Below are 23,532 nucleotides of genomic sequence, written 5' to 3' on the forward strand. Positions count from 1 at the left end.
TTGGGCGGCTCGGTTATCATGGCGGTCTTGCCGGGTCGACACGCTGCCTGCGTGACCGGCGTTCCTGAGCTGCGGAGCCCCCATGACGGTCCACCAGAGTGTCCTCGAACTGATTGGACGTACCCCGATGGTGCGCGCGCAGCGCCTGGACACCGGGCCGTGCGAGCTGTTCCTCAAGCTCGAGAGCGCCAATCCTGGTGGTTCGATCAAGGACCGCATCGGCCTGTCGATGATCGAGGGCGCCGAGAAGACTGGCCGGATCAAACCGGGCGATACCCTGGTCGAAGGCACGGCCGGCAATACCGGGCTGGGTCTGGCACTGGTGGCACAGCAGAAAGGCTACCGCCTGATCCTGGTGGTGCCGGACAAGATGAGCCGCGAGAAGATCTTCAATCTCAAGGCGATGGGCGCCGAGGTCGTGCTGACCCGTTCGGATGTGGCCAAGGGTCATCCGGAGTATTACCAGGACATGGCCGAACGCATCGCGCGCGAAACGCCGGGTGCGTACTTCATCAACCAGTTTGGCAACCCGGACAATCCAGCGGCGCACATCCAGACCACTGGCCCGGAAATCCTCGAGCAGATGGATGGCAAAGTCGATGCGGTAGTGCTGGGCTGCGGTTCGTCCGGCACCCTGAGCGGCCTGTCCAAATTCTTCGCCGAGCACTCGCCACAGACGGAAATGATCCTGGCCGATCCGGTCGGCTCGATCCTGGCGCAGTACATCAACGAAGGTACGCTCTCGACCAAGTCGGCAAGCTGGATGGTTGAAGGTATTGGCGAGGACTTTCTGCCCAGCATCAGTGATTTCACCCGGGTAAAGAAAGCCTATGCGATCTCCGACAAGGAGAGCTTCCTCACTGCGCGCGAATTGCTGGCCAAGGAAGGCATGCTGGGCGGCTCGTCCACCGGCACCCTGGTGGCTGCGGCGTTGAAATACTGCCGCGAGCAGGTCAGCTCGAAGCGGGTGGTGACCCTGGTCTGCGACACCGGCAACAAGTACTTGTCGAAGATGTACAACGACTACTGGATGCTCGACAACGGCTTCCTCGAACGCAAACAGCACGGTGACCTGCGCGACCTGCTGCTGCGCCCGTTTGCGCAGCGCGACACTGTGGTGATCGGTCCGAACGAACTGCTGATCACCGCCTATACCCGCATGAAGTTGTACGACGTGTCGCAGCTGCCGGTGATGGACGGCCACAGGCTGGTCGGCATCGTCGACGAATCGGATGTACTGATGCATGTGCATGCCGACGAGACGCGCTTCCGCGACCCGGTTTCCACCGCGATGATGACCAACCTGCAGATGCTCGCGGTGAGCGAGCCGATCGAGGCGCTGCTGCCGGTGTTCGAGCGTGGGCACGTGGCGATCGTGGTGGACGGCGAGCAGTTCCTGGGCCTGATCACCCGTATCGACCTGTTGAACTATCTGCGCCGGAAAGTGAACTAAGCCAATTGATGCGATGAAACATGCCGCGATGGATTGGCGTGTGTCACGAAAGCTGGCAGTAATGCAGCCTCGCCAGAATGGTTGTCTGTGACGGGGCCCGAAGCCTCGCCCCCATCATGAGGAGGATTCGCCCATGTGCGGAATTGTTGCTGCCACTGCCCAGCGCGACGTCGCGCCACTGCTGATCGTCGGCCTCAAGGCGCTGGAATACCGCGGTTATGATTCTTCCGGCGTGGCTGTGCTCGGCCAGGGCGAGATTCGCCGCGTGCGGGCCAAGGGCAAGGTGCGCGAGATGGAATCGCAGTATCTGGCCAATCCGTTCCCCGGGGGCACCGGCATCGCGCACACCCGTTGGGCCACGCATGGCGTGCCGAACGAGGCGAATGCGCATCCACATGTGGCCGGTCGCGTGGCGATCGTGCACAACGGCATCATCGAGAATTACGCGAACCTGCGTGCCGAGTTGCAGACGCGCGGCCACGTGTTCGGCTCGGACACCGATACCGAGGTGATGGCGGCGCTGATCGATGAACGCATCGGCCAGGGATTGAACCTGCGCGAGGCAGTGCTGGCCACCGTGCGCGAGCTGGAAGGTGCCTACGCGATCGCCGTCATCAGCCGCGACGAACCGGGCCGGGTAGTCGGCGCCCGCCGCGGCGCACCGCTGCTGGTCGGCGTGGGCATCGGCGAGAACTTCCTCGGCTCGGACGCGCAGGCGCTGATTCAGGTCACCAACAAGATGTTGTATCTCGACGAGGGCGACGTGGTGGAGATCACCCGCAACTCGGTGCAGATCTACGGTCTCGACGGGCACTCGGTCGAGCGCACGGTGCACGAGAGCGAACTGTCCACCGACGCAGTGGAACGCGGAGAGTATCGCCACTACATGCAGAAGGAGATTTTCGAGCAGCCGCACGCCGTGGCCAACACGCTGGAAGCGCGCCTTGGCCCGCACGGTGTGCTGCCGAACATCTTTGGCATCGACAGCGACGCACTGTTGCAGCGCACCCGCGGTCTGCACATCATCGCCTGTGGCACCAGCTATCACGCTGGCCTGGTCGCCAAATACTGGATCGAGGAATACGCAAGACTGCCGGTGAACGTGGAGGTGGCCAGCGAGTACCGCTACCGCGAGGCGGTGGTGTCGGCGGATACCTTGTTCGTCGCCATCTCGCAGTCCGGCGAAACCGCCGACACGCTGGCGGCGCTGCGCGAATCGCGCCGGCGCGGCTACCTCGGCACGCTGGCGATCTGCAACGTGCCCGAATCTTCGCTGGTGCGCGAGGCCGATCTGAAACTGATGACTCGCGCCGGTCCCGAGATCGGCGTCGCCTCGACCAAGGCCTTTACCACCCAGCTCGCTGGTCTGGCGCTGCTAGCGCTGGAACTGGCCCAGCGCAATGGCCTCGATCCGCAGCGTTACGCCGCGCTATGTGCGGAACTGCAGCACTTGCCGCGTGCGCTCGAGAATGCACTGAAACTGGAACCGGCGATCATCGAGCTGTCGGCCGAATTCATGCATCGCCAGCATGCGCTGTTCCTTGGTCGCGGCGTGCAGTATCCAGTGGCGATGGAGGGCGCGCTGAAGCTCAAGGAAATTTCCTACATCCATGCCGAAGCCTATGCCGCCGGCGAACTCAAGCACGGCCCGCTCGCGCTGGTCGACGAGAACATGCCGGTGGTGGCGGTGGCGCCGAATGGCCCGTTGCTGGACAAGCTCAAGTCCAACCTGCAGGAAGTGCGCGCCCGCGGCGGCCGCCTGATCGTGTTCGCCGACGGCAACGCCGGCATGGATGACATGGCCGGTCACGGTGCGATGTTGCGTGTGGAATCCGGTGGCAGCTTCATCGCACCGGCGGTGTTCACCGTGCCACTGCAGCTGCTGGCCTACCACGTCGCCGTGCTGCGCGGCACCGATGTCGATCAGCCACGCAATCTGGCCAAGTCGGTGACGGTGGAGTAACTCCAACGGGGCTGGTTTTAAACGCCGAAGATTTGCGTGATTCCAACGCGCACGGGGAATTGCACTCGGACTCTGAAGCGGCACCTATTTCGATCTACGCCGGCGCGTGATCCTCGTGGCGAGATTGCGGAGGCTGGTTGGGCGAATCACTGCGTAGACACCCGTGCATGCTGCGGCTGTGGTCAGCCAAAGCAGCCTGTTTGCAGCGGGGAGAGCTTGCCTGGATGCGATCTCGGCGAGATTCGCGGCTACTGCCAACAATAGTTGAACAGCTAGCATCACTCCGCACCAATTCAATTTCTTCAATAGCCGCGAAATGATCGCGGAAAGCCTGTCTATCTCCTTGATCGCCAATCCGTACTGCGTATCAAGACCTGCCATGTAGGCCACACGCTCACTGAAAGCCCCCATGAACTCATGCATGGCGTGAGGTGATGGCGACTGATTGGCCAGCGGTTGCTGCAATTGTTCGCTCAATCGCAGTGCCTGATCGACGAGGTTCGGATTGGTTCGCGGGTCCGCCGTGTGGAAGTCGGCGGGAACGTTCGAACTGTTGATGCGGTTGGTCAGTGGCTCGACGCACGCGGACATGAAGGGTTCGTCCAGGAATTCGAGTACGCCGCGGATGGCCCATTCAGGTCGGTGCACCAAATCGTCGTAGCGCAGTCTGTGGATGATTTGCGCGCCCAGCGCCTGCTCTGCCTGTACGCAAGCCTGCACGGTGCGCAACCAGTACTCGTAGGCCTGCTGCTCTGTCTCCACAAATGCAAGATCGTCGTCTGGCCTGAAATTCAGCAGTGAATCCACCACCGCTCTCACGTCGCGCACGATATGCACGAACTTCGCATTCGGAAAGAGCTTCTTGAGGCCGCAAATATAGAGAGAGTATTCGGGTGTTCCGTCGACCCAGCGCGACTTCGGCTCGGTTCTTGATCGCGATACATTGAAGGCGGAATGGATCTGCAGCGGGTTCTGTTTGGCGCTGCGCAGGCTGTTTTGTTCCAGGTGGTTACGGTGACGCAGTATCAGATCGTTGATGCTGTCACCGAACATGCTGAAAAATTCGTCGCGATCGACATTCAAGGCACCCAGCTGCGAGCGTTCTCCGCGCTTGCGTCCCATCTGGTACTGAACGCCGACATTCATCGCGAATTTGCCCATCCATACCGACTCTTCCTGCGGGAGGATGTTCGCGTGCTGACCGAGACACCAAGTGAGTATGCTCGTCCCGGATCGTGGCGAGCCGACCACGAAAATCGGCCCTTTGCCGTGCTTTGCATGGAAATCAGGCACGTGCGATCACCCCCTTGGCTATTCGGAATCAACGGGGAATTTCGCACACTTTGATGTATTTTGCGAAATCCTCGTGTCGATCCGATCGAGCTTCGCGGTCCTGTTCTTTTATGGAATCGGCTCAGGCACGACCATACACATCGTCAAAGCGCACGATGTCGTCCTCGCCAAGATAGCTGCCGGACTGCACCTCGATCAGCTCCAGCGACACCTTGCCGGGGTTGCGCAGACGATGCACGCTGCCGAGTGGGATGTAGGTGCTCTGGTTCTCACCGAGCAGGAATATCTTGTCGTCGCAAGTCACTTCAGCGGTACCGGAAACAACAATCCAGTGTTCGGCGCGATGATGATGCTTCTGCAGGCTCAGGCTGGCACCGGGCTTGACGACGATACGCTTGACCTGGAAGCGACTGCCGGCTTCAAGCGAATCGTAGCTGCCCCATGGGCGATGTACGACACGATGCAGCGAATGCTCGCTGCGACCGGAGGCCTTGAGCTGGTCAACGATGCGTTTCACATCCTGCGCGGCGTCGCGATGGGCAACCAGTGTGGCATCCGGCGTGGTCACCACAATCAGGTCGTCAATACCAACGGTGGCCACCAGGTGGCGGTCGTGCGATCGGAGCAGTGAGTTGCGGGTATCGATGCTGAGCGTATCGCCTTCGCGCAAGTTGCCTTGCGCGTCCTTGTCGCCAGTCAGCCACAGTGCCGACCATGAACCGATATCGCTCCAGGCGCAGCTGACCGGGATCACCGCGGCATGGCGGGTCTTTTCCATCACGGCGTAATCGATCGAATTGTCCGGCACCAGCGCAAACGCTTCGCGATCGATTCGCACGAAGTCGAGATCCACGGACGCCTTGGCGTGTGCGTTGCGCACGGCAGCCAGCATCGCCGGTGCGTGTGCGGCGAGTTCCTCCAGATAGCGTGTGGCCTTGAACAGGAACATGCCGGAATTCCAGTCATAACCGCCATCGGCGAGATAGGATTCGGCGGTGGCCTGGTCGGGTTTCTCGACGAACTGTTCCACCCGGTAACCGTCACTGCCGATGGCCTCGGCGCGACGGATATAGCCAAAGCCGGTTTCCGGGCGATCCGGGCGGATGCCGAACGTCACCAGCCAACCCTTTTCGGCCAGCGGCAACGCCTGTTTCACCGCTGCGACGAACCCGGCAGTGTCGCCGATCAGGTGATCGGCCGGCAGCACCAGCAGCAAGGCATCGGCATTGCGTTGCATTGCTTGCAATGCACCAAGCGCGATCGCCGGGGCGGTATTACGCGCCAGTGGCTCCAGTACGATGGTGGCGTTATCGATACCGGCTTCCAGCAACTGATCGGCAGCGAGGAACCGGTGATCCTCGCTGGCCACCACGATCGGCGCGCTCAAATCGGGCAACTGTTGAGTCCGTGCGATGGTCTGCTGGAACAGCGTGCCCTTGCCGGCCAGTGCGAGGAACTGTTTGGGCAGATTCTTGCGTGATATCGGCCACAAGCGGGTGCCGCTACCGCCGCTGAGGATGAGTGGTATCAACATGGCTCAGGATCCTGAAGTGGCCAACTGGCGGATAACTTCCCGCAGGCCGTGCTGCCAATCGGGCAGCAGAAAGTCAAAATGCTGCTGGAAGCTGCGATTGTCCAGCAGCGACCACGCCGGGCGCGAGGCAGGCGTTGGGAATTCGGCGCTGCTGATCGGAATGATCTGCGGTTGCCGCGTGATCAGGCCCTGCGCCCTGGCCTGCTCGAAGATGGCGCTGGCAAAGCCATGCCAGGTTGTGGCGCCGCTGGCGACCAGATGATGCGTGCCGCCGAGCTGTCGATGTTGTGCGGCGTCGGCGTGTCGCCAGCGGTCGAGTGCCGCCAGGCTGGCGTTGACGATCAGCATGGTGTCGGTCGGTGCGCCGTGCTGGTCGGCCACTACGCGCAGCTCGTCACGCTCGGCGCCCAAGCGCAGCATGGTGCGTAGAAAATTGTGGCCGTGCGCGGCATACACCCATGCAGTGCGAAACGTCAGATGGTTGGCGCCGCTGTCGCGCAAGGCGTGTTCGCCAGCCAACTTGCTGCGGCCGTAGGCACCCAGTGGGCCGGTCGGCGCATCGACGGCGTATGACTGCGGCTGATGACCGTCGAATACGTAGTCGGTTGAATAATGAATCACCAGCGCGCCGTGCGCCGCGGCCCAAGTGCCAAGAACACCCACGGATTCACCGTTGACACGGGTGGCTGGCGCTTCTTCCTGCTCGGCCCGATCGACCGCCGTATAGGCGGCAGTGTTGACGATCACATCAGGCCGCAGGCGATCAAGCAGAACGGGCAGTGACTCCGGAATGGACAGATCGGCAATCTCGCCGTGGCCGCCATGAGTCAGCACGCCGTCGCGGCTGGCGACGACGAGCTCACCGCGGGAAGCCAAGCCACCGTGATCGAGAAACGTGCGGCCAAGCTGGCCGTTGGCGCCAAGCAACAGCGTCTTCACGGCACGAAAACCGGCAATCGCTCGGGTGCGACATCCTTCAGCAACGGTGTCTTGCCGTCTTTCTCGGACAGCAATGGCTCGCTCAGCGGCCAGTCGATGCCAAGCCCGGCATCGTTCCAGCGGATGCCGGCATCGGCCTTGGCGTCGTACAGCGCCGTGCATTGATAAGTGAACGTGGCGAATTCGGACAGTACACAGAAGCCATGCGCAAAACCTTCGGGTACCCAGAAGTGGCGATGGTTATCGGCGGTCAGCATCACGCCAACGGATTGCCCGAACGTGGGCGAGCCGCGACGAATGTCCACCGCCACGTCGTACACTTCACCCTCGAGCACGCTGACCAGCTTGCCCTGCGGGTTGGGCCACTGGTAGTGCAGGCCACGCAGTACACCACGGGCGGAGCGCGAGACGTTGGATTGCACGAAGCGGTGGTCCACACCGGCCGCGCGGTACTTCGCCTCGTTGTAGCTTTCGTAGAAGAAGCCACGGGCATCGCCGAACACTTGCGGTTCCAGTATCAGCGCGCCGGGCAGGGTGGTTTCAATCACTTTCATCGTACGGGGCCTTGCTTGGTCAGTTGCTGCAGGTACTGGCCGTAACCGGTTTTGGCCAGTGGCGCGGCCAGTGCCAGCAATTGTTCCGTGTCGATCCAGCCGTTGAGGTAGGCGATTTCTTCCGGACAGCACACCTTGAGGCCTTGGCGATTCTCAATCGTCTCGATGTAGTTGCCGGCCTCCATCAACGATTCATGGGTCCCCGTATCGAGCCACGCAAAGCCTCGACCGAGCTGTTCCAGATGCAGCGAGTCGTCGTCGAGGTAGCAGCGGTTGAGATCGGTGATCTCCAGTTCACCGCGCGGCGAGGGCTTCAATGCCGCCGCGTAATCGCACACACGGCTGTCGTAGAAGTACAGGCCGGTGACCGCGTAGTGGGACTTCGGTTGGGGTGGCTTTTCCTCCAGCCCGATGACTTTGCCGGCGGCGTCGAACTCGGCCACGCCGTAGCGCTCGGGATCCTTCACCCAGTAGCCGAACACGGTGGCACCGTGGTCGCGCGCGGCGGCGCGCTTGAGACGCTCGGTGAAACCGTGGCCGTAGAAGATGTTGTCGCCCAGGACCAGGCAACTTGGCTTGCCGTCGATAAAGTCACGGCCAATGGTGAACGCCTGCGCCAATCCGTCCGGCGATGGTTGCACGGTGTAGCGGATGTCGATGCCCCATTGCGAACCATCGCCGAGCAGGCGCTGGAACATCGCCTGCTCGTGCGGGGTGTTGATTACTAGGACTTCGCGGATGCCGGCCAGCATCAAGGTGGCCAGGGGGTAATAGATCATCGGCTTGTCGTACACCGGCAGCAGCTGCTTGCTGACCGCGCGGGTGATCGGGTGCAGCCGGGTGCCGGAACCACCGGCGAGGATGATGCCTTTCTGGGTATGGCTCATGAGCCGAGACGCTCCATGCGATAGCTGCCGTCGAGTACGCGCTGTACCCATGGCTGGTTCGAGAGATACCAGTCCACCGTCTGAGCGATGCCGGTTTCAAACGTTTGCGACGGTCGCCAGCCCAGTTCGGTCTGCAGCTTGCTGGAGTCGATCGCGTAGCGGCGGTCGTGGCCGGGGCGGTCCCTGACATAGGTGATCAGCGACTCGCGCGGTCGGCCGTCGGTCAGGGGGGCTCGCGTGTCGAGCAGGGCACAGATCGTTTTCACCACCGCGATGTTCTCGCGTTCCGCATTGCCGCCCACGTTGTAGGTCTCGCCCACCCGGCCGGCCTCCAGTACGCGGTGGATCGCGCTGCAGTGGTCGCCCACGAACAGCCAGTCGCGGATGTTCCTGCCGTCGCCGTAGACCGGCAACGGCTCACCCGCCAGCGCTTTCTGGATCACCAACGGGATGAGCTTCTCCGGGAATTGGTATGGCCCGTAGTTGTTCGAGCAGTTGGTGGTCAGCACCGGCAGGCCATAGGTATGGTGGAACGCGCGTACCAGGTGATCGGAGGCGGCCTTGGAGGCAGAGTACGGCGAGTTCGGCGCGTACGGAGTGGTTTCGGTGAATTTGCCCTCGACACCGAGCGAGCCGTACACCTCATCGGTGGACACGTGCAGGAAGCGGAATTCATCGCGGGCTGCGCCTTCCAGGCCGCGCCAGTAGTCGCGCACACACTCCAGCAGGCCAAGCGTGCCGACCACATTGGTCTGCACAAACTCGGCCGGCCCGTCGATCGAGCGATCGACGTGCGATTCGGCCGCGAAGTTGACAATGGCGGCGGGGCGGTGTTCGGCCAGCAGCTTCGCCACCAGCGCCCGGTCGCCGATATCGCCTTGCACGAACGTGTGCCGGTTGTTGCCTTGCAATGTCGCCAAGGTATCTGGATTGCCGGCGTAGGTGAGCTTGTCCAGATTGACGACCCGCAGGCCACCAGCTACCGCCTGCAGTACGAAATTGGCACCGATGAAGCCTGCGCCGCCAGTAACGAGCAGCAATTCGGTGTGATGTGATGGGCTGTTCATCGAACTCTCTTTGGTGTCATATGGGCAACATTCGGACGCGGATGGTTCCGTCAATAGCAGATATCGTTGAACCGGTGGGCCGATATGCATGTATGCGGCAAACCGGTGAATAGTTTGCCATTAATTGGGGGTGAAGATTGAGAAACTGGCCGATGGTGGGTAACCGAAGTCCGGCGCTGCTTCAGCGTTGTGCAGTTTTTAGGCGAGGTGCAGGGTAAGAATGGAAACGGCAAGAATGTCGCTGTCGAGGCGCATCTGGACAAGACGTGACGTATTTTGGGAGCTTACCAAGCGCGATGTGTCCGCGCGCTATAGCGGATCTTTCTTCGGGCTGCTCTGGTCATTCTTCAATCCGCTGTTGATGCTGGCTGTCTATACGCTTGCGTTTCGCGTATTCCTCGGCATGCGGTGGCCGAACATGGAGTCTGGTGCTGATTTTTCGCTGATGATCTTCTGCGGCATGATCAACCACTCGCTGCTGGCCGAATGCATCATGCGTGCACCGGGCGTCATCGTCTCGCAGAGCAATCTGGTGAAGCGGGTGGTGTTTCCACTGACCATCCTGCCTTGCGTCATGGTGGCCTCGACGCTGTTCAATGCGCTTCTGAGCATGCTGGTGCTGCTGATCTTCGTGTTGATCTCGCAGCACACGCTCCATGCGACTGTGCTGTATCTGCCCCTGCTGTATGCGCCCTATGTGTTGTTGCTGTGCGGGGTGAGCTGGCTGATGGCGTCACTAGGCGTGTTCGTCCGCGATGTCACCCAGGTTGCCGGTGTGATCTCGTCCATATTGATGTTCCTGAGCCCGGTGTTCTATCCCGCATCGAGCCTGCATGAACCGTATCGCGGCTGGATTGCTCTCAACCCACTGACCCTGATGATTGAACAGACACGCCAGCTGGTGTTGTTCGGACAGTCGCCGGATTGGCATGCACTTGGCGTCTACAGCATGGTTGCGGTGGCTATATTGCTGCTCGGATATGTCTGGTTCCAGCGCACACGGGATGGATTTGCCGATGTCCTCTGAACCTGCTCTGGAGACATCGTCCGGCGAAGTGGTTATCGAGGCCCGTGCGCTGGGCAAGTGCTACCAGCTCTACGACAAGCCAGTGCATCGAATGCTGCAGAGCCTGATCGGTGGCAGGCAACGGTTCTATCGTGAATTCTGGGCACTGCGTGAAATCGATTTTGAGGTGCGGCGTGGCGAGACACTCGGCATCATCGGGCGCAATGGGGCCGGGAAATCGACCCTGTTGCAGCTGATCGCCGGCACGCTCAAGCCCACCGAGGGAAGTGCCGCCATTCATGGTCGTGTGGCTGCGTTGCTGGAACTGGGTAGTGGTTTCAATCCCGAATTCACTGGCCGTCAGAACGTGTATCTGAATGCGTCCATCCTTGGTTTGAGTCGCAGCGAAGTCGATGCCCGCATCGAGGACATCCTGGCCTATGCCGACATCGGCGAATTCGTCGACCAACCAGTACGCAACTACTCCACGGGCATGGTGATGCGGCTGGCATTCGCCGTGGTGACGCACGTGGATGCTGACATCCTGATCATCGATGAGGCGTTGGCGGTCGGCGATGCTTTCTTCATGCAGAAATGCATGCGTTATCTGCGCGAGTTCCGCAAGCGAGGCACCATGCTATTCGTCAGTCATGACGGTGGCGCGGTGACCAGCCTTTGCGACCGCGCGATCTGGCTGGAGCATGGTCGGGTGCAGTGTATTGGTGATGCCCGCAATGTCATGGAGGCCTATCTGGAAGCTTCCATTGTCGAACGTCAGGGCGGAGCGGGCGGGCGTGACTCCAGACCGAATGGTCGCGCCTACTTGGCGCCGGCGGAGCAGGTTGATTTCCGCCAAGAGCTGATGGATCGATCAGTCCTGCGTAATGACCTGCAAATCTTTCCCTTCAAGCCGGATGCTGATGGTTTCGGGGAATGCAAGGCGCATATTGTCCATGTCGCTTTTCGCAACGAGGCTGATGAGGTGCTGGCCATGGTGGTGGCTGGCGAAGGCGTGACTCTGGAAGTCAAACTGCAGGCAGAGAATGCGATTGACAACGTGATCGTAGGATTTTACGTGAAGGACCGGCTAGGCCAGCTGCTGTTCGGTGACAACACCGTGCTCAGCCATGAGGGTGACTTCGCCGTGAGTGGTGGCCAGGCCTTTCAGGCAAGTTTCCGTTTTGTCATGCCTCGACTGGTTCCGGGGGAGTACTTCATCACCGTAGGCGTGGCCGAGGGAACCCAGGAGCAATATGTAATCCAGCACTGGCTGCACGAGGCTTTGCGCTTCATGGCCACCGGCGGCACGCTGTCGTCCGGACTGATCGGCATACCGATGCTCGACGTACGATTGGAACGAATAACCCATGAGTCCTGATTTTCGCCTCGAAGAGCATCCACTGGTACTGATGAAGCCACGCATCGTGCCGCCTTACGGTTGGGTCGGACACATTCCGTTCGCCTATCTCGCCGTCGATCTCCTGCGGCCGCGTACCCTGGTCGAGCTGGGTACCCATTCGGGCAACTCCTATCTGGCGTTTTGCCAGGCGGTGCATGCTCTAGATCTGTCCTGTCGCTGTACAGCGGTGGATACCTGGCAAGGTGACGAGCATGCATTGCATTACGGCGAGCAGGTGTACCAGTCGTTACGGGCGCGGCATGACCCGCTGTACGAAGATTTCTCGCGGCTGCTACGTTCCCGCTTCGATGATGCAGCGGCAGAATTCGAGGACGGCAGCATCGATCTGCTGCATATCGACGGGCTACATACTTACGAAGCGGTACGACATGATTTCGAGACATGGCTGCCGAAGCTGAGTGATCGCGCGGTTGTGCTGTTACACGACACGGCCCAGCAAGATCGCGGATTCGGCGTCGGGCAATTCCTCGAAGAATTGTCGACCAGCTATCCATGCTTCAGTTTCAGGCATAACCACGGCTTGGGTATAGTTGCTGTGGGTTCGCAAGTACCTACAACATTCGTCGCGTTCATGCGGCATGCCGAAGCTTCGCCCGATTCGGTACGCAGCTTCTTCGAGGCCTTGGCAGGCACCTTGGTCGATGCCCATGGCTACCCGACGTCGGCTGCCGTGATCGAGCCGCAGCACGTGGTCTGTCATCTTTTCTACCGCCATCATGACGAGGCTTACGACGAAAGTCGCATGATTTCACAACCGGTCGATGTGTCCGATGACATCGTGGATCTGCAATTCCGGCTGCCTGCCGGCATTTGCCCGGATTACCTCAGACTTGATCCCGCCGATTTGCCAGGTGTCTACGGACTGAAGCGGGTCATGTTGCGGCAAACAGGCGATGTGGAAGGAAGGCTCCTGGATCAGTTGCCGGGCCGGCTAGGCCACATCAACGGAGAATTGCTCCCGGCCAACAATATGCACTCTCTTCGCATAGTCAGTTTCGATGGCGATCCGAACGTTGAATTCGAGGTTGGCAGTGCTCTCGTAGCAGGATCAGGCGATGAATCGCTGGAGGTGACCGTTCGGGTTGAATATGAGGTAGTGGTTTGCGATCCCGTTCTGCACTACTTGCTGGAACGGCAGGCGATGACCAGCATGCTCCAGCTCTCGCGTGCACGGGTGGACATACAGAACCTGTCCCGTGCGTTCTCGCGACAGGGAATGGAGACTCAGGCGGCTCTTGCCAGCAACCATGCAACTACGCAAGTTGCCTTGCAGAAGCTGCAGCAGGGTATCGATGAGCTTGCAAGGCGCGGCTTGTGGTCCCGGGTAAGAAGGGTCATCAAGGGTGGTCAGTAGGCAGAGTGACCTGAGCATGACGTCCACGTATCGAACATTGGGGAACCACTTGCGCGGCATCCTGCGGCGCTTGCGCAGACGATTGCATGGCATGGAGCTTGCGCTGCACCCGCTTGAGCAACTGGAGGCGGTGGCGGGCAAGCCGGGGCTATGGCAGGCCAGCGGCAACGATCCGAAGTTTGCCTGTGTGGCTGATGGTTTCCCGCTGATAGCCGGCTGGTACCGTCTTTCTGTCGAGCTGGAGGGCATGGAGGATGACCGGCTGGAGCCGATGCTGTATTTCGATTACGGCTATGGCATGCATGAGACCTGGTCGCTGTATCTGGGTTTCATTCGGTTTGGTGCGAGACGTCATGCAGGCGTCGTTCTGCTTCCGTCCGATGTGCAGCGATTGCGTTTCGATCCAGCCAATGTTCCATGCAAGTTCCGCGTGCAACACCTCGTGCTCAGACGGCTCAGTCGTGCCGGTGCGGCCTGGCACATGTTGTGCGCGGTCGCGAGGAGTCAGGGCGTACACGGTTCCGGCCGCGGCAGGCTGATGCTTGACCTCCTGCGAAAACTGGGGGAGCCCGGTGGGCAGCACGCTTTTGCGACATCGTTGCATGCGCTTTATGTCGGGCATGGAAGCATCAAGGCGCCCACCTACGAACGTTGGCTGAAGCTTTACGATCAGCCCGTCGCACCGATGCGGGCCATGTCTGGATTGCTGGTCTCGGTCCTGCTGCCCACCTTCAATACGCCGGAAATCTGGTTGCGGCGTTGTCTGGATAGCGTGCTGGCGCAGTCTTATCCGCACTGGGAGCTGTGCGTGGCCGACGATGCCTCCACTGAGCCTCAGGTCCGGACGGTGCTGGAAGAATACGCTGATCGCGCTCCCGACCGAATAAGGATCATCTGGCGCGAATGCAATGGCCATATTTCCGTAGCGTCAAACAGTGCACTGACCTTGGCACGGGGCGATTACGTGGCGCTCCTCGATCACGATGACGAGCTGCATCCCGATGCGCTGGCCACGATCGTCGAAGCGTTGCAGCGCAACCCGCAGTGGCAATTCGTCTATTCGGACGAGGACAAGATTGATGCTGACGGTCGTCGTTATGATCCCTACTTCAAGCCAGACTGGAATCCGGATCTTCTGCACGGGCAGAACTGCGTCAGCCATCTGGGCATTTATTCGCGTGAGTTGATGATTGAGCTGGGGGGATTCCGCGAAGGGCTGGAAGGCAGTCAGGACTGGGATCTGGCGCTGCGCTGCAGTGAGCGGCTGAGGCCGGAACAGATCGGCCATGTTCCCGTGGTGCTCTATCATTGGCGGGCGATCGCCGGATCGACTGCGCAAGGCGTGGATCAGAAAAACTATGCCCACGAGGCTGGTCGGCGCGCCTTGGGTGAACACTTCGAGCGTATCGGCATAGCAGCCAAGGTCATGGAGATTGACGGTATGCGGGGTGCCTTTCGTGTACGTCATCCGCTGCCCGACCCGTTGCCGCTTATCAGCATCATTGTGCCCACCCGGGATCGGTTGGATCTGTTGCGCCAATGCATGGAGTCGATCCTGGTGCGGACAACCTATCCGCATTACGAAGTTGTCATAGTCGACAACCAATCCGTCGAGGCGGAGTCGCTTGCCTATTTCGCCAGTTTCACCGATCACCCTCGGGTGCGTGTATGGCGGTACGACCAGCCTTTCAATTATTCGAGCATCAACAATGACGCCCTGCATGAGTGCCAGGGTGATCTGATCTGTCTGCTCAACAATGACATCGAGGTCATCACGCCGGATTGGCTCGAGGAACTGGCCAGCCATGCAATCCGTCCGCATGTGGGTGCGGTGGGGGCGATGCTGTACTACCCCAACGACACCATCCAGCATGCCGGGGTGATGACGGGAGTGCATGGCGTGGCGGCGCACCCTTACTGTGGTATGCCTAGAGGCCATTCAGGTCAGATGGCACGGGCGAAGCTGACTCAGACGATGAGTGCAGTTACCGCAGCCTGCCTGATGGTGCGACGGGGCGTCTATCAACAGGCGGGTGGTCTGGATACGTCCCTGCCAGTGGCTTTCAATGACATCGATTTTTGTCTGAGATTGCGCCAGCTGGGTTATGCCAATGTGTGGACGCCTTTTGCGGAGCTTTACCACCACGAATCCGCTTCGCGTGGACACGAAGATACGGCGGAAAAGCGGGCGCGTTTCATGAGCGAAGTGGAGTTCATGAAGCGACGCTGGGGCAACCAGCTGGAATGTGATCCGGCATACAACCCCAACCTCACACTCGCTGGCGAACCGTTCACGCTGGCTTTTCCGCCACGTGAATGGCGGCATGCGGAGACGAGGCCTGTATCTGTGGGAGCAGGGAGATTGAATGTGCCGCAACAAATCCGGATGTCGGCAGGCTGATGTCCTGGCTGACAAACCGGCGACCACGCATGTCCAGCCCTCTGTTGTGCATTGGCCACAGCCACGTGGCTTGTGTGGCGCGGGCCGCCGAGGCCGCGGGTACCTCCCTGCAGGCGTTGAATTTCTGGGAAATGCCTGGCGCCATCCAGCATGAAAACGGAACGTCGCGGCTGTCGGTGTTGCTCGAACAACGATTGAAGAAGCACACCGGGCCGGTTTTTTCAATGATCGGCGGCGCGGCGCATGGGGTGCTTGGCATGCTCGTGCATCCGCGGCGCTTCGATTTTGTGCTGCCTGCAGAACCGGCATTGCCGCTGGATCCTGCTGCCGAGGTGCTTCCGGCACTCGCAGTGCGGCACATATTGGAGTCGTTGATGGTCGACTACCTCACCATGATGTCGCAGGTTCATCGGCTTTGTGCCGGCCGACTGTTTCATCTCGAATCGCCGCCACCACTTGCCGATGCCCAGCGCATGCAGGCGGACATTCCATGGGGCATGTATCCAGGCATGTGCCACGAAATTTCACCGGCGCATTTCCGCTACAAGTTGTGGCGCCTTCATTCGCAGATCGTGGGCGACTGGTGCGCCAGGGCCGGGGCAACGTTTGTGCCTTGTCCGCCGCAGTCTGTTGACGAAAACGGCTTCATGCGCGAGTCGTATTATGGTGACGGTGCTCATGCCAATACGGCCTATGGCGAGCTGGTGCTGGAGCAGATGAGGCAGCTGGCATGAGCCATCCCTACCTGGACATTCCCGATCTACAGCGGTGGAGCCGGGCAATGGCAGGTCGCGCCGACGAGAGCATCGATCCCGTTTCCCCACCGCCATTCAAGATAGGGGTCGACAGTCGGGTGGTTACTGCGGGCAGCTGCTTCGCGCAGCACCTGGCACGTCATCTGCGCGAACAGGGCCATGCCTGTTTCGAAACCGAACCACCGCATCCGTTGCTGGCTCCTGCGTTGGCAGAAACCTTCAATTACGGCATCTATTCAGCGCGCTACGGCAACATCTACACCGCACGCCAGCTGCTTCAGCTATGGCAGCGTGCGACGGGGGCATTCGTGCCAGTGGACGACATCTGGGCAGGGGAGGCCGGGTGGTACGACCCTTTCCGCCCCGGCATCCAGCCCGACGGATTCAGCTCGGTACGCGAATATCAAGAGGATCGTCGCCAGCATTTCGCCGCGGTACGTCGGGCCTTTGGCGAGATGGACGTGTTCGTATTCACGCTCGGGCTCACCGAGTGCTGGGCCTCGCGCGAGGACGGTGCCGTCTACCCGCTGTGCCCCGGCGTGGCAGCTGGCAATTACAGCGCCGACCGGCATGTCCTGCTCAATCTTTCGGTCGACGAAGTGGTGGCTGATCTGCGTGCCTTCGTCGACGAGGTGCGTCGGGTGAATCCGCATATGCGGATGATCCTGACGGTGTCACCGGTGCCACTGGCGGCCACGGCCGAGCCACGGCACGTCTTGGCCGCTACCACTTATTCCAAGGCGGTGTTGCGGGTTGCAGCGGAGCAACTGTGCCGGTTGCCGGACGTGTATTACTTTCCGGCCTACGAAATCGTCAGCGCGGCAGGGCCGGCTTACTTTGCCGGGGACCGCCGCACACTGCATGAGCATGGTGTGCGTCAGGTGATGTCGCTGTTTTTCCGGCATGTGCTGGAGGCATTCCCGTCGATACCCGTCGTGGCTGCACATGACGACTTCTTGCAGCATGGGCAGGTGGTCGTCGATACGCTGTGCGATGAACAGCGACTGGATCCATCGCAAGGGGAAGCGGGCCGGCGGGAGAGTGGTGATGATCGAGCGTGACCGGCTGGAGGATGGATTCACGCATGCACGGGAACTGATGCAGTGCCAGCAGTTTGTCGAGGCGATTGCATGGTTGAACGCCTGTCATCGGCAGCAGCCCGAGGCGCGCTACGAAAGATTGCTGGCAGAGTGCCGCTACAAGGCATATCTGATTCAGCCACCGCAAACTGCCGTGAGGGGTCCATGGCCCTTGCCGGTAGTTGATCCTTTTGCCGATATCCATGGCGTGCCGGAGATTGATGCCAGTCAACTGAATGCCATCACGCTCGCTGCCGGCATTCGCTGCCATGGTGCGCTGCTGGTGCGTGGCTTGTTGCAGGAGTCGAAGGCATTGCAACTGGCAACCGGTGTGCAGCAGGCGCTGGCGGATTGTGCAGCATGGCACCGCAATGGCATGGGGCCATCCGACTCGCCATGGTATTCACGGCTGGCATTGCCCGACGACTGCGAGATTGAGCCAGCCCGTATCTGGGTAGAGGAAGCGAATGGCGTATGGACGGTCGATTCGCCGCGCATGCTGTTCGAGCTCGCCGAACTGTTCGCTTCGAGCGGAGCGGGTGCGGCCATCGCCGGTTACTTCGGCGAACGGCCGATGCTGTCGGTGGGCAAGTCGACCTTGCGTCGGGTGCCCGGCACGATCCGCACGGCTGATTGGCATCAGGACGGGGCATTCATGGGCAGCGACATCCGCAGCGTGAACGTCTGGCTCAGCCTTTCGCATTGCGGCGAGGACGCCTCGGGACTGGAGATCCTGCCACGGCGACTGTCCCAGGTGCTGCCGACCGGTAGTCATGGCGCATATTTCGACTGGTCGGTCGGGCCGGGCATGGTCGAAGAGGCTGCCGAAGGCATCGCTACGGTCAGCCCGATTTTCGCCCCAGGCGATGCATTGCTGTTCGACCACTTCTTTCTGCACCGTACCGGCATACCGGCGGCTATCGCAAAAGATCGTTACGCCATCGAATCATGGTTCTTTGCACCTTCGGCGTATCCGGCCCAGCAGGTTCCATTGTGGCTCTGAGTGGCACGCTGCGACGCTGTGTCACGCTGTCGCAGCATGGTTCCGGATCGACTGCTCCAGTTCCTCCAGTCGTTGCCGCTGTGCCTCGATCACCTCGCGGGCACGCTGCAGCGCATCGGTACGCCGACTGAGGCAAGTCTCGGTCTGGGACAGGATCGCGCGCAGATGCATGCCATCGGCTTCCAGCGCCAGGCAGGCTTCGAGCATGTTGTCGGCGCTGAAGAAACTGTCGATCAATGCCTGCAATGCGGAGGTCATCCGCGCCGCCGGTACCAGGATGCCAAGCCCGTTGAAGAACGGCAGCGTGCGGAAGGTGAATTCGGTGCCTGCGCTGGCGATATAATCCTCGATCGCAGTAAGCACCCCATTGCGCGGGCCGCCTTCGTGCAACGCGTTGGCCAGCACGCCATTCATCCCGTGCTCGACCAGTTCGGCTACGCCTGGCAGCATGCCGCGATAAGCGTAAGGGTGCTTCTGCGACGCTTCCAGATCGTCCGGGTTGTAGTACATGTCGCGCCTTGCATAAGGCCACGCGACATCGTGCGAGATCACGATCGGTGGCGCTTGGCCGGTCTGCTCGGCACGCGCATGCAGCTGGTTCAGTTCACTGTAGACGGTGGCCCAGTTGTGATCGCCGTCGATCAGCGCGACATCCGGTGTTTCCAGCTGGGGGATCGCCGCCACGCTCTTCAGCGGCAGGTAGCGGTATTCGGCCGGGCCGAATTGAGCCAGTACCTCATGCAGGCTGGCTCGCGGCGCTGGATCAATGATGTCGGCATGTGTGCCGGTGGCGCGGCAGTAGGCGAGGATGTTGACGGTGTTCCAGCCACGGTCCGCACCGATTTCCATGATTTTCCGCGGTTGCGCGGTTTCAATCAGCGGGCGGATGTAGCGTTGCCAGAAACGGTTCATTGCAGGTTCTCCGGAAGGGGCGGCTGGTCCGGTGCGATCATGTCCAGCGAGGCATCGTAGTTGGCAGCGGTGCAGGAGTCGCCCACCTTGCGCAGGTAGCCTGACGGGCAGGTGCTGATCAATTGCCGAGTCCAGCTGCGGTCGATCACGAACGGCGAATGGCCACCGGTGAATTCGCGAATGGCCTCCAGATGCTGATGCGTCGAATAGCCGAGCCATGGTTGCCCGAAAAGGGTACCCAGGCAGATCAGGTACGAACGGTACGAGACGAGCGCACCGTAATCGTGCAGCGTCGACAGCGAAAAATTCCCGGTCGGCCCCGTCGCCAGCAGCACCAGCACGGTTTCGGCGCTGCCGACCCAGTGGCGTGCCGTGGCGAGGACGTGCGGATCGCCTGGCAACCCCTGCAGGGCGGTGGCACGTGCCGGCCATGCCGGCATGGCCGAAGGCGGGTTGACATGCAGGATCCGCGACGCGGTGGCGTCGATCATGCCCAACATGCTGTCGATGAAGGCAACCAGCCCCGCTTCCGCACCTGCGACAATGACGGCGTCGGGACGGACCTGATGAATGATTTCCTGCAGGCTGACCAGATCGGCCGGTGCCACGCCAGCCGGCTGGCCGAGCCATCTGACCTCGCGTTGCAAGGCGCATTCGGCGTATACCGATTGCAGATGGGCTTGTGCGCCCTCGTCGAAATGTAGGGCCAGTTGCCCGGACCGAACCTGTTCGGTGATCCCCAGATGCATCGGCAACAATGTGCGCTGCCGCACGCCGGTGGCGAATTCCGAAGGCATGCGACCGCGAAAACTCAGGCGGGAACGGTGGACACCGGCAAAATCTTCGCCGCGAAGCGCGCGATAGGCGTTGGCATAGGCGCGCACGCGCGAATCCTTCTCCGCGTCGTCCACATTCGTGGTGGTGCCCCCATGGAACTGGTGGAAACTTGCTTCACCCAGCAGCGATACCAACGGGCCAGTCGTGGTATCGCTGGCGCGTCGCCACAAATCGAGGTTGGCAAAGCCACCGCCGGCCTGGTCGAATGCCTCGTCGAAGCCGCCGATGCGATCGTAGAGCGTGGTCGGCAGCATCAGGCAATTGCTTTCGCTGAGACCATCGAACCATGGTTCGGGATTTTCACCGATCGGGGCGCCGATGCGGAACAGCTCGTAGCCGTCGGCCGGCCAGCGGATCCGCTCGAACAACCGGTCCTCCTGTTCGCGGGTGTAGCCGGTCATGGCCAGCCAGCGCTGGTCGCCGCCGATAAACCAGTGCCGCAGGGCGACCACCGCGTCGGGATGCTCCTGCCAAGTCTGCCGTGCTTCATGGAATACGCCCGGGCTGAGCAGATGGGCGCCGTCGATCATCAGCGCCAGATAATCGCCGCGTGCCTGCAGCGCAGCCTCATTCAGTGCGGCGCATGGCGAGGTCAGCTGGCGGCTGGGACGCACCAACCGGAACTGGGGGCCGAAACCCGCGATCCAGTCTGGGTCCAGTGGTGGGTTGGAACCGTTGTCGATGCACAGCACCTCGTAACTGAGATCATCCGCACCGCGTTGATAATCCCGACCGAGCGAGGTCAACGTGCGTTCCGCCTCGCGCTGCATGTTGTAGAAGTTGACGATTACCGAAAGATCCACCTTGTCGGTCACGGCCCCGCGCTGCAGCGGCAGGACACCATGTGTTCGCGGCGCAGCAAGTGCTGCCCCACGGATGCGGAACGGCGACTCCAGCACCGGCACACCGGCACCAGCGATGCGAAGTTCCAGCACATGCAGTTGGCCGTTGCCGAGCGCTTCCGGCAGCGGCAGGTCGAACCCGCAGCAACCGTCACCCTGTTGCAGTTCGGCGATGTCGGCGCGCCATTGATTGGCCTCGAAGCGCAGCAGCTCATGATCACCTTCATGCAGGGACAGGGTCGGCGAGCCATTTGTCCCATCGAGCCAGCGGACCCATCCGCGGATACGAGTGGGTCCGCATTGATCCAGTGAGCCATGCAGGCGCGGAGTACCTATCGGCAGAGGCAGCACATCGATGATCTGGTCTGCGGACCACGACATCAGTGGTGCGGGAACCGTGAACGGACTGCCCGCGAGTTCCAGATCCGTGTCTCCGCCGGCGGCCGTGATCGTCAGGACGGTGCCGGGTGCAGGTCGTGGGTCGAGTGCGATGGCGAAGGCGCAATGGCCGTCGCGCTTGCCGGCCATGGCAAGGTCGGCGCGGAAGATTGCAGCGTCGGTGCTGCCCAGCAGCACGCCCGCTGCACGAACCTCAACTCGGAGATACGGCTGTTCCGGTCGGGTATCCCATGCCCAGCCGTGCAGCAGGCCGCCCCTCAAGCCGTCCACGACACCTTCTATCGTGGCGGATGGCATGGGATTGCGCTGGGTAGGGGTCATGAACACATCTCGCTGGTCGACAGCCGGGCTGACAGAGTGCCGTGGGCATGTCGCGCGCACTGCGGGAAGCGCTAAAGATCGCGTTTTCGGATGTGATACGCAATACGCCAGCGCATGTGCGAGGCAGGTCACGGTGCGCGGAGTGTACGAAACGCTGCAGTTCCAGACCGAAAGGTGTATCTGACTGAATGGATGAGCCATCCGCGGTTCAGCAAAGGCCCGTGTGCCTAGTAAGATAGGCGCTTTGCCCCTACGCCCTTTCACCGGATGCCATGACAGCCATGAAAAACCGCAGCAAGCCTGATGCACTCGGTCTGGGCACCCGCGCCATCCATGCCGGTCAGCACCCCGATCCCAGCACCGGCGCGATCATGACGCCGATCTACGCCACCTCGACCTATGTGCAGGAGAGCCCGGGCAAGCACAAGGGCTATGAGTACTCGCGCACGCAGAACCCCACCCGGATGGCATATGAGCGTTGCGTGGCGGATCTGGAAGGTGGCGTGGCCGGCTTCGCGTTTGCCTCGGGTCTGGCGGCTGCCGCAACGGTGCTCGATCTGCTCGATTCGGGCAGTCACGTCATCGCGATGGATGACCTTTACGGTGGAACTTACCGGCTGTTCGAAAAGGTGCGGCGGCGTTCGGCCGGGCTGGATTTCAGTTTTATTGACCTTAACGACGCCGGCGCCATGAAGGCGGCACTCAAGCCGAACACGCGGATGATCTGGGCGGAGACGCCGACCAACCCGATGCTGAAGCTGGTCGATCTGGCCAAGGTCGCTGCGTTCGCGAAGAAGCACGACCTGATCCTGGTGGTCGACAACACGTTCTGCTCGCCGATGATCCAGCGCCCGCTGGAATACGGCGCGGACCTGGTGCTGCATTCGGCCACCAAGTACCTCAACGGTCATTCCGACATGGTCGGCGGCATCGTGGTGGCCCGCAGCAAGGATCTGGCCGAGCAGATGGGTTTCCTGCAGAACTCGGTGGGCGCGGTGGCCGGACCGTTCGACTCCTTTCTTGCGATGCGCGGCCTGAAGACCCTGCATCTGCGCATGAAGGCGCATTGCGAGAGCGCGGGGGAACTGGCGAAGTGGCTGGAAAAGCATCCGGCTGTGGAGCGGGTGATCTATCCCGGTCTCAAGAGCCATCCGCAACATGCTCTTGCAAAACGCCAGATGGATGGCTTCGGCGGCATCATCTCGATCGAGGTGAAGGGTGGCCTGAAAAAGGCCCGACGTATGCTGGAGCGCTGCGAGCTGTTCGCGCTAGCCGAATCGCTGGGCGGTGTCGAGAGTCTGATCGAACACCCCGCCATCATGACGCACGCCTCGGTACCGGCTGCCAACCGCAAGCGGCTGGGCATCAGCGATGGGCTGATCCGGCTGTCGGTGGGCGTGGAAGATGTGATCGATTTGCGCGATGAGCTGACGCTGGCGCTGGATTGACGAACCTCGCATACGCTTACTCACATCATCATCGCGCAGTTTCAAAAGGCGGCTGTGCAGAGTGC

18 protein-coding genes are annotated in these 23,532 nt (G+C 61.2%); 10 read left to right on the forward strand and 8 right to left on the reverse strand.

Annotated elements, in window-relative coordinates; genetic code table 11:
- Positions 1 to 82 precede the first annotated feature (82 nt).
- A complete protein-coding gene (locus ACYVKM_RS14340) occupies positions 83 to 1,453 on the forward strand; it encodes a pyridoxal-phosphate dependent enzyme (protein ID WP_460878292.1) in 1,371 nt (456 codons plus the stop codon).
- A gap of 133 nt (positions 1,454 to 1,586) precedes the next feature.
- Entirely contained in the window at positions 1,587 to 3,416 is a 1,830-nt protein-coding gene (glmS, locus tag ACYVKM_RS14345) for a glutamine--fructose-6-phosphate transaminase (isomerizing) (RefSeq protein ID WP_460878293.1), read from the forward strand.
- A gap of 84 nt (positions 3,417 to 3,500) precedes the next feature.
- On the opposite strand, the gene ACYVKM_RS14350 is transcribed toward glmS, so the two are convergent.
- From ACYVKM_RS14350 to rfbB, 6 genes are all read right to left on the reverse strand, one after another.
- Positions 3,501 to 4,709, reverse strand: coding sequence for a sulfotransferase family protein (locus ACYVKM_RS14350; protein ID WP_460878294.1), 1,209 nt, complete (start codon positions 4,707 to 4,709; stop codon positions 3,501 to 3,503).
- 121 nt (positions 4,710 to 4,830) lie between these two features.
- The gene (locus ACYVKM_RS14355) at positions 4,831 to 6,243 is read right to left on the reverse strand and encodes a mannose-1-phosphate guanylyltransferase/mannose-6-phosphate isomerase (RefSeq protein WP_460878295.1); all 1,413 of its coding nucleotides are present in this window, start codon (positions 6,241 to 6,243) and stop codon (positions 4,831 to 4,833) included.
- Between the two features lie 3 nt (positions 6,244 to 6,246).
- Entirely contained in the window at positions 6,247 to 7,182 is a 936-nt protein-coding gene (gene rfbD / locus ACYVKM_RS14360; RefSeq protein WP_460878296.1) for a dTDP-4-dehydrorhamnose reductase, read from the reverse strand.
- Positions 7,179 to 7,736, reverse strand: coding sequence for a dTDP-4-dehydrorhamnose 3,5-epimerase (gene rfbC / locus ACYVKM_RS14365; RefSeq protein WP_460878297.1), 558 nt, complete (start codon positions 7,734 to 7,736; stop codon positions 7,179 to 7,181). Before rfbC ends, rfbD begins: the two co-directional genes overlap by 4 nt.
- Positions 7,733 to 8,623 (reverse strand): glucose-1-phosphate thymidylyltransferase RfbA, encoded by an 891-nt coding sequence (rfbA, locus tag ACYVKM_RS14370; RefSeq protein WP_460878298.1) that lies wholly within the window; start codon positions 8,621 to 8,623, stop codon positions 7,733 to 7,735. The genes rfbC and rfbA overlap by 4 nt, the downstream gene beginning before the upstream one ends.
- Positions 8,620 to 9,690 (reverse strand): dTDP-glucose 4,6-dehydratase, encoded by a 1,071-nt coding sequence (gene rfbB / locus ACYVKM_RS14375; protein ID WP_460878299.1) that lies wholly within the window; start codon positions 9,688 to 9,690, stop codon positions 8,620 to 8,622. Before rfbB ends, rfbA begins: the two co-directional genes overlap by 4 nt.
- A 235-nt stretch (positions 9,691 to 9,925) precedes the next feature.
- Between rfbB and ACYVKM_RS14380 the strand changes: the two genes are divergently transcribed.
- The 7 genes from ACYVKM_RS14380 to ACYVKM_RS14410 are packed head-to-tail and all read left to right on the forward strand — an operon-like array spanning position 9,926 to position 18,708.
- Positions 9,926 to 10,717, forward strand: coding sequence for an ABC transporter permease (locus ACYVKM_RS14380; RefSeq protein WP_460878300.1), 792 nt, complete (start codon positions 9,926 to 9,928; stop codon positions 10,715 to 10,717).
- Positions 10,707 to 12,074 (forward strand): ABC transporter ATP-binding protein, encoded by a 1,368-nt coding sequence (locus tag ACYVKM_RS14385; protein WP_460878301.1) that lies wholly within the window; start codon positions 10,707 to 10,709, stop codon positions 12,072 to 12,074. Before ACYVKM_RS14380 ends, ACYVKM_RS14385 begins: the two co-directional genes overlap by 11 nt.
- Positions 12,064 to 13,470 (forward strand): class I SAM-dependent methyltransferase, encoded by a 1,407-nt coding sequence (locus ACYVKM_RS14390; RefSeq protein ID WP_460878302.1) that lies wholly within the window; start codon positions 12,064 to 12,066, stop codon positions 13,468 to 13,470. Before ACYVKM_RS14385 ends, ACYVKM_RS14390 begins: the two co-directional genes overlap by 11 nt.
- A gap of 49 nt (positions 13,471 to 13,519) precedes the next feature.
- Positions 13,520 to 15,871, forward strand: a complete 2,352-nt coding sequence (locus ACYVKM_RS14395; RefSeq protein WP_460878303.1) for a glycosyltransferase family 2 protein — start codon at positions 13,520 to 13,522, stop codon at positions 15,869 to 15,871.
- A gap of 29 nt (positions 15,872 to 15,900) precedes the next feature.
- Entirely contained in the window at positions 15,901 to 16,605 is a 705-nt protein-coding gene (locus ACYVKM_RS14400) for a hypothetical protein (RefSeq protein ID WP_460878304.1), read from the forward strand.
- On the forward strand, positions 16,602 to 17,687 hold the full coding sequence (locus ACYVKM_RS14405) for a GSCFA domain-containing protein (RefSeq protein WP_460878305.1): 1,086 nt from the start codon (positions 16,602 to 16,604) through the stop codon (positions 17,685 to 17,687). The genes ACYVKM_RS14400 and ACYVKM_RS14405 overlap by 4 nt, the downstream gene beginning before the upstream one ends.
- Complete coding sequence (locus tag ACYVKM_RS14410; RefSeq protein ID WP_460878306.1) at positions 17,674 to 18,708, forward strand: phytanoyl-CoA dioxygenase family protein; 1,035 nt, start codon at positions 17,674 to 17,676, stop codon at positions 18,706 to 18,708. Before ACYVKM_RS14405 ends, ACYVKM_RS14410 begins: the two co-directional genes overlap by 14 nt.
- A gap of 21 nt (positions 18,709 to 18,729) precedes the next feature.
- On the opposite strand, the gene ACYVKM_RS14415 is transcribed toward ACYVKM_RS14410, so the two are convergent.
- Together ACYVKM_RS14415 and ACYVKM_RS14420 are read right to left on the reverse strand one after the other, a co-directional pair.
- Positions 18,730 to 19,620: a class I SAM-dependent methyltransferase gene (locus ACYVKM_RS14415; protein WP_460878307.1), complete on the reverse strand. Its 891-nt coding sequence runs from the start codon at positions 19,618 to 19,620 to the stop codon at positions 18,730 to 18,732.
- A complete protein-coding gene (locus ACYVKM_RS14420; RefSeq protein WP_460878308.1) occupies positions 19,617 to 22,019 on the reverse strand; it encodes a CmcI family methyltransferase in 2,403 nt (800 codons plus the stop codon). The genes ACYVKM_RS14415 and ACYVKM_RS14420 overlap by 4 nt, the downstream gene beginning before the upstream one ends.
- A 281-nt stretch (positions 22,020 to 22,300) precedes the next feature.
- Between ACYVKM_RS14420 and ACYVKM_RS14425 the strand changes: the two genes are divergently transcribed.
- Positions 22,301 to 23,467: a trans-sulfuration enzyme family protein gene (locus ACYVKM_RS14425; protein WP_460878309.1), complete on the forward strand. Its 1,167-nt coding sequence runs from the start codon at positions 22,301 to 22,303 to the stop codon at positions 23,465 to 23,467.
- Positions 23,468 to 23,532 lie beyond the last annotated feature (65 nt).

Source organism: Rhodanobacter koreensis (assembly GCF_054782855.1).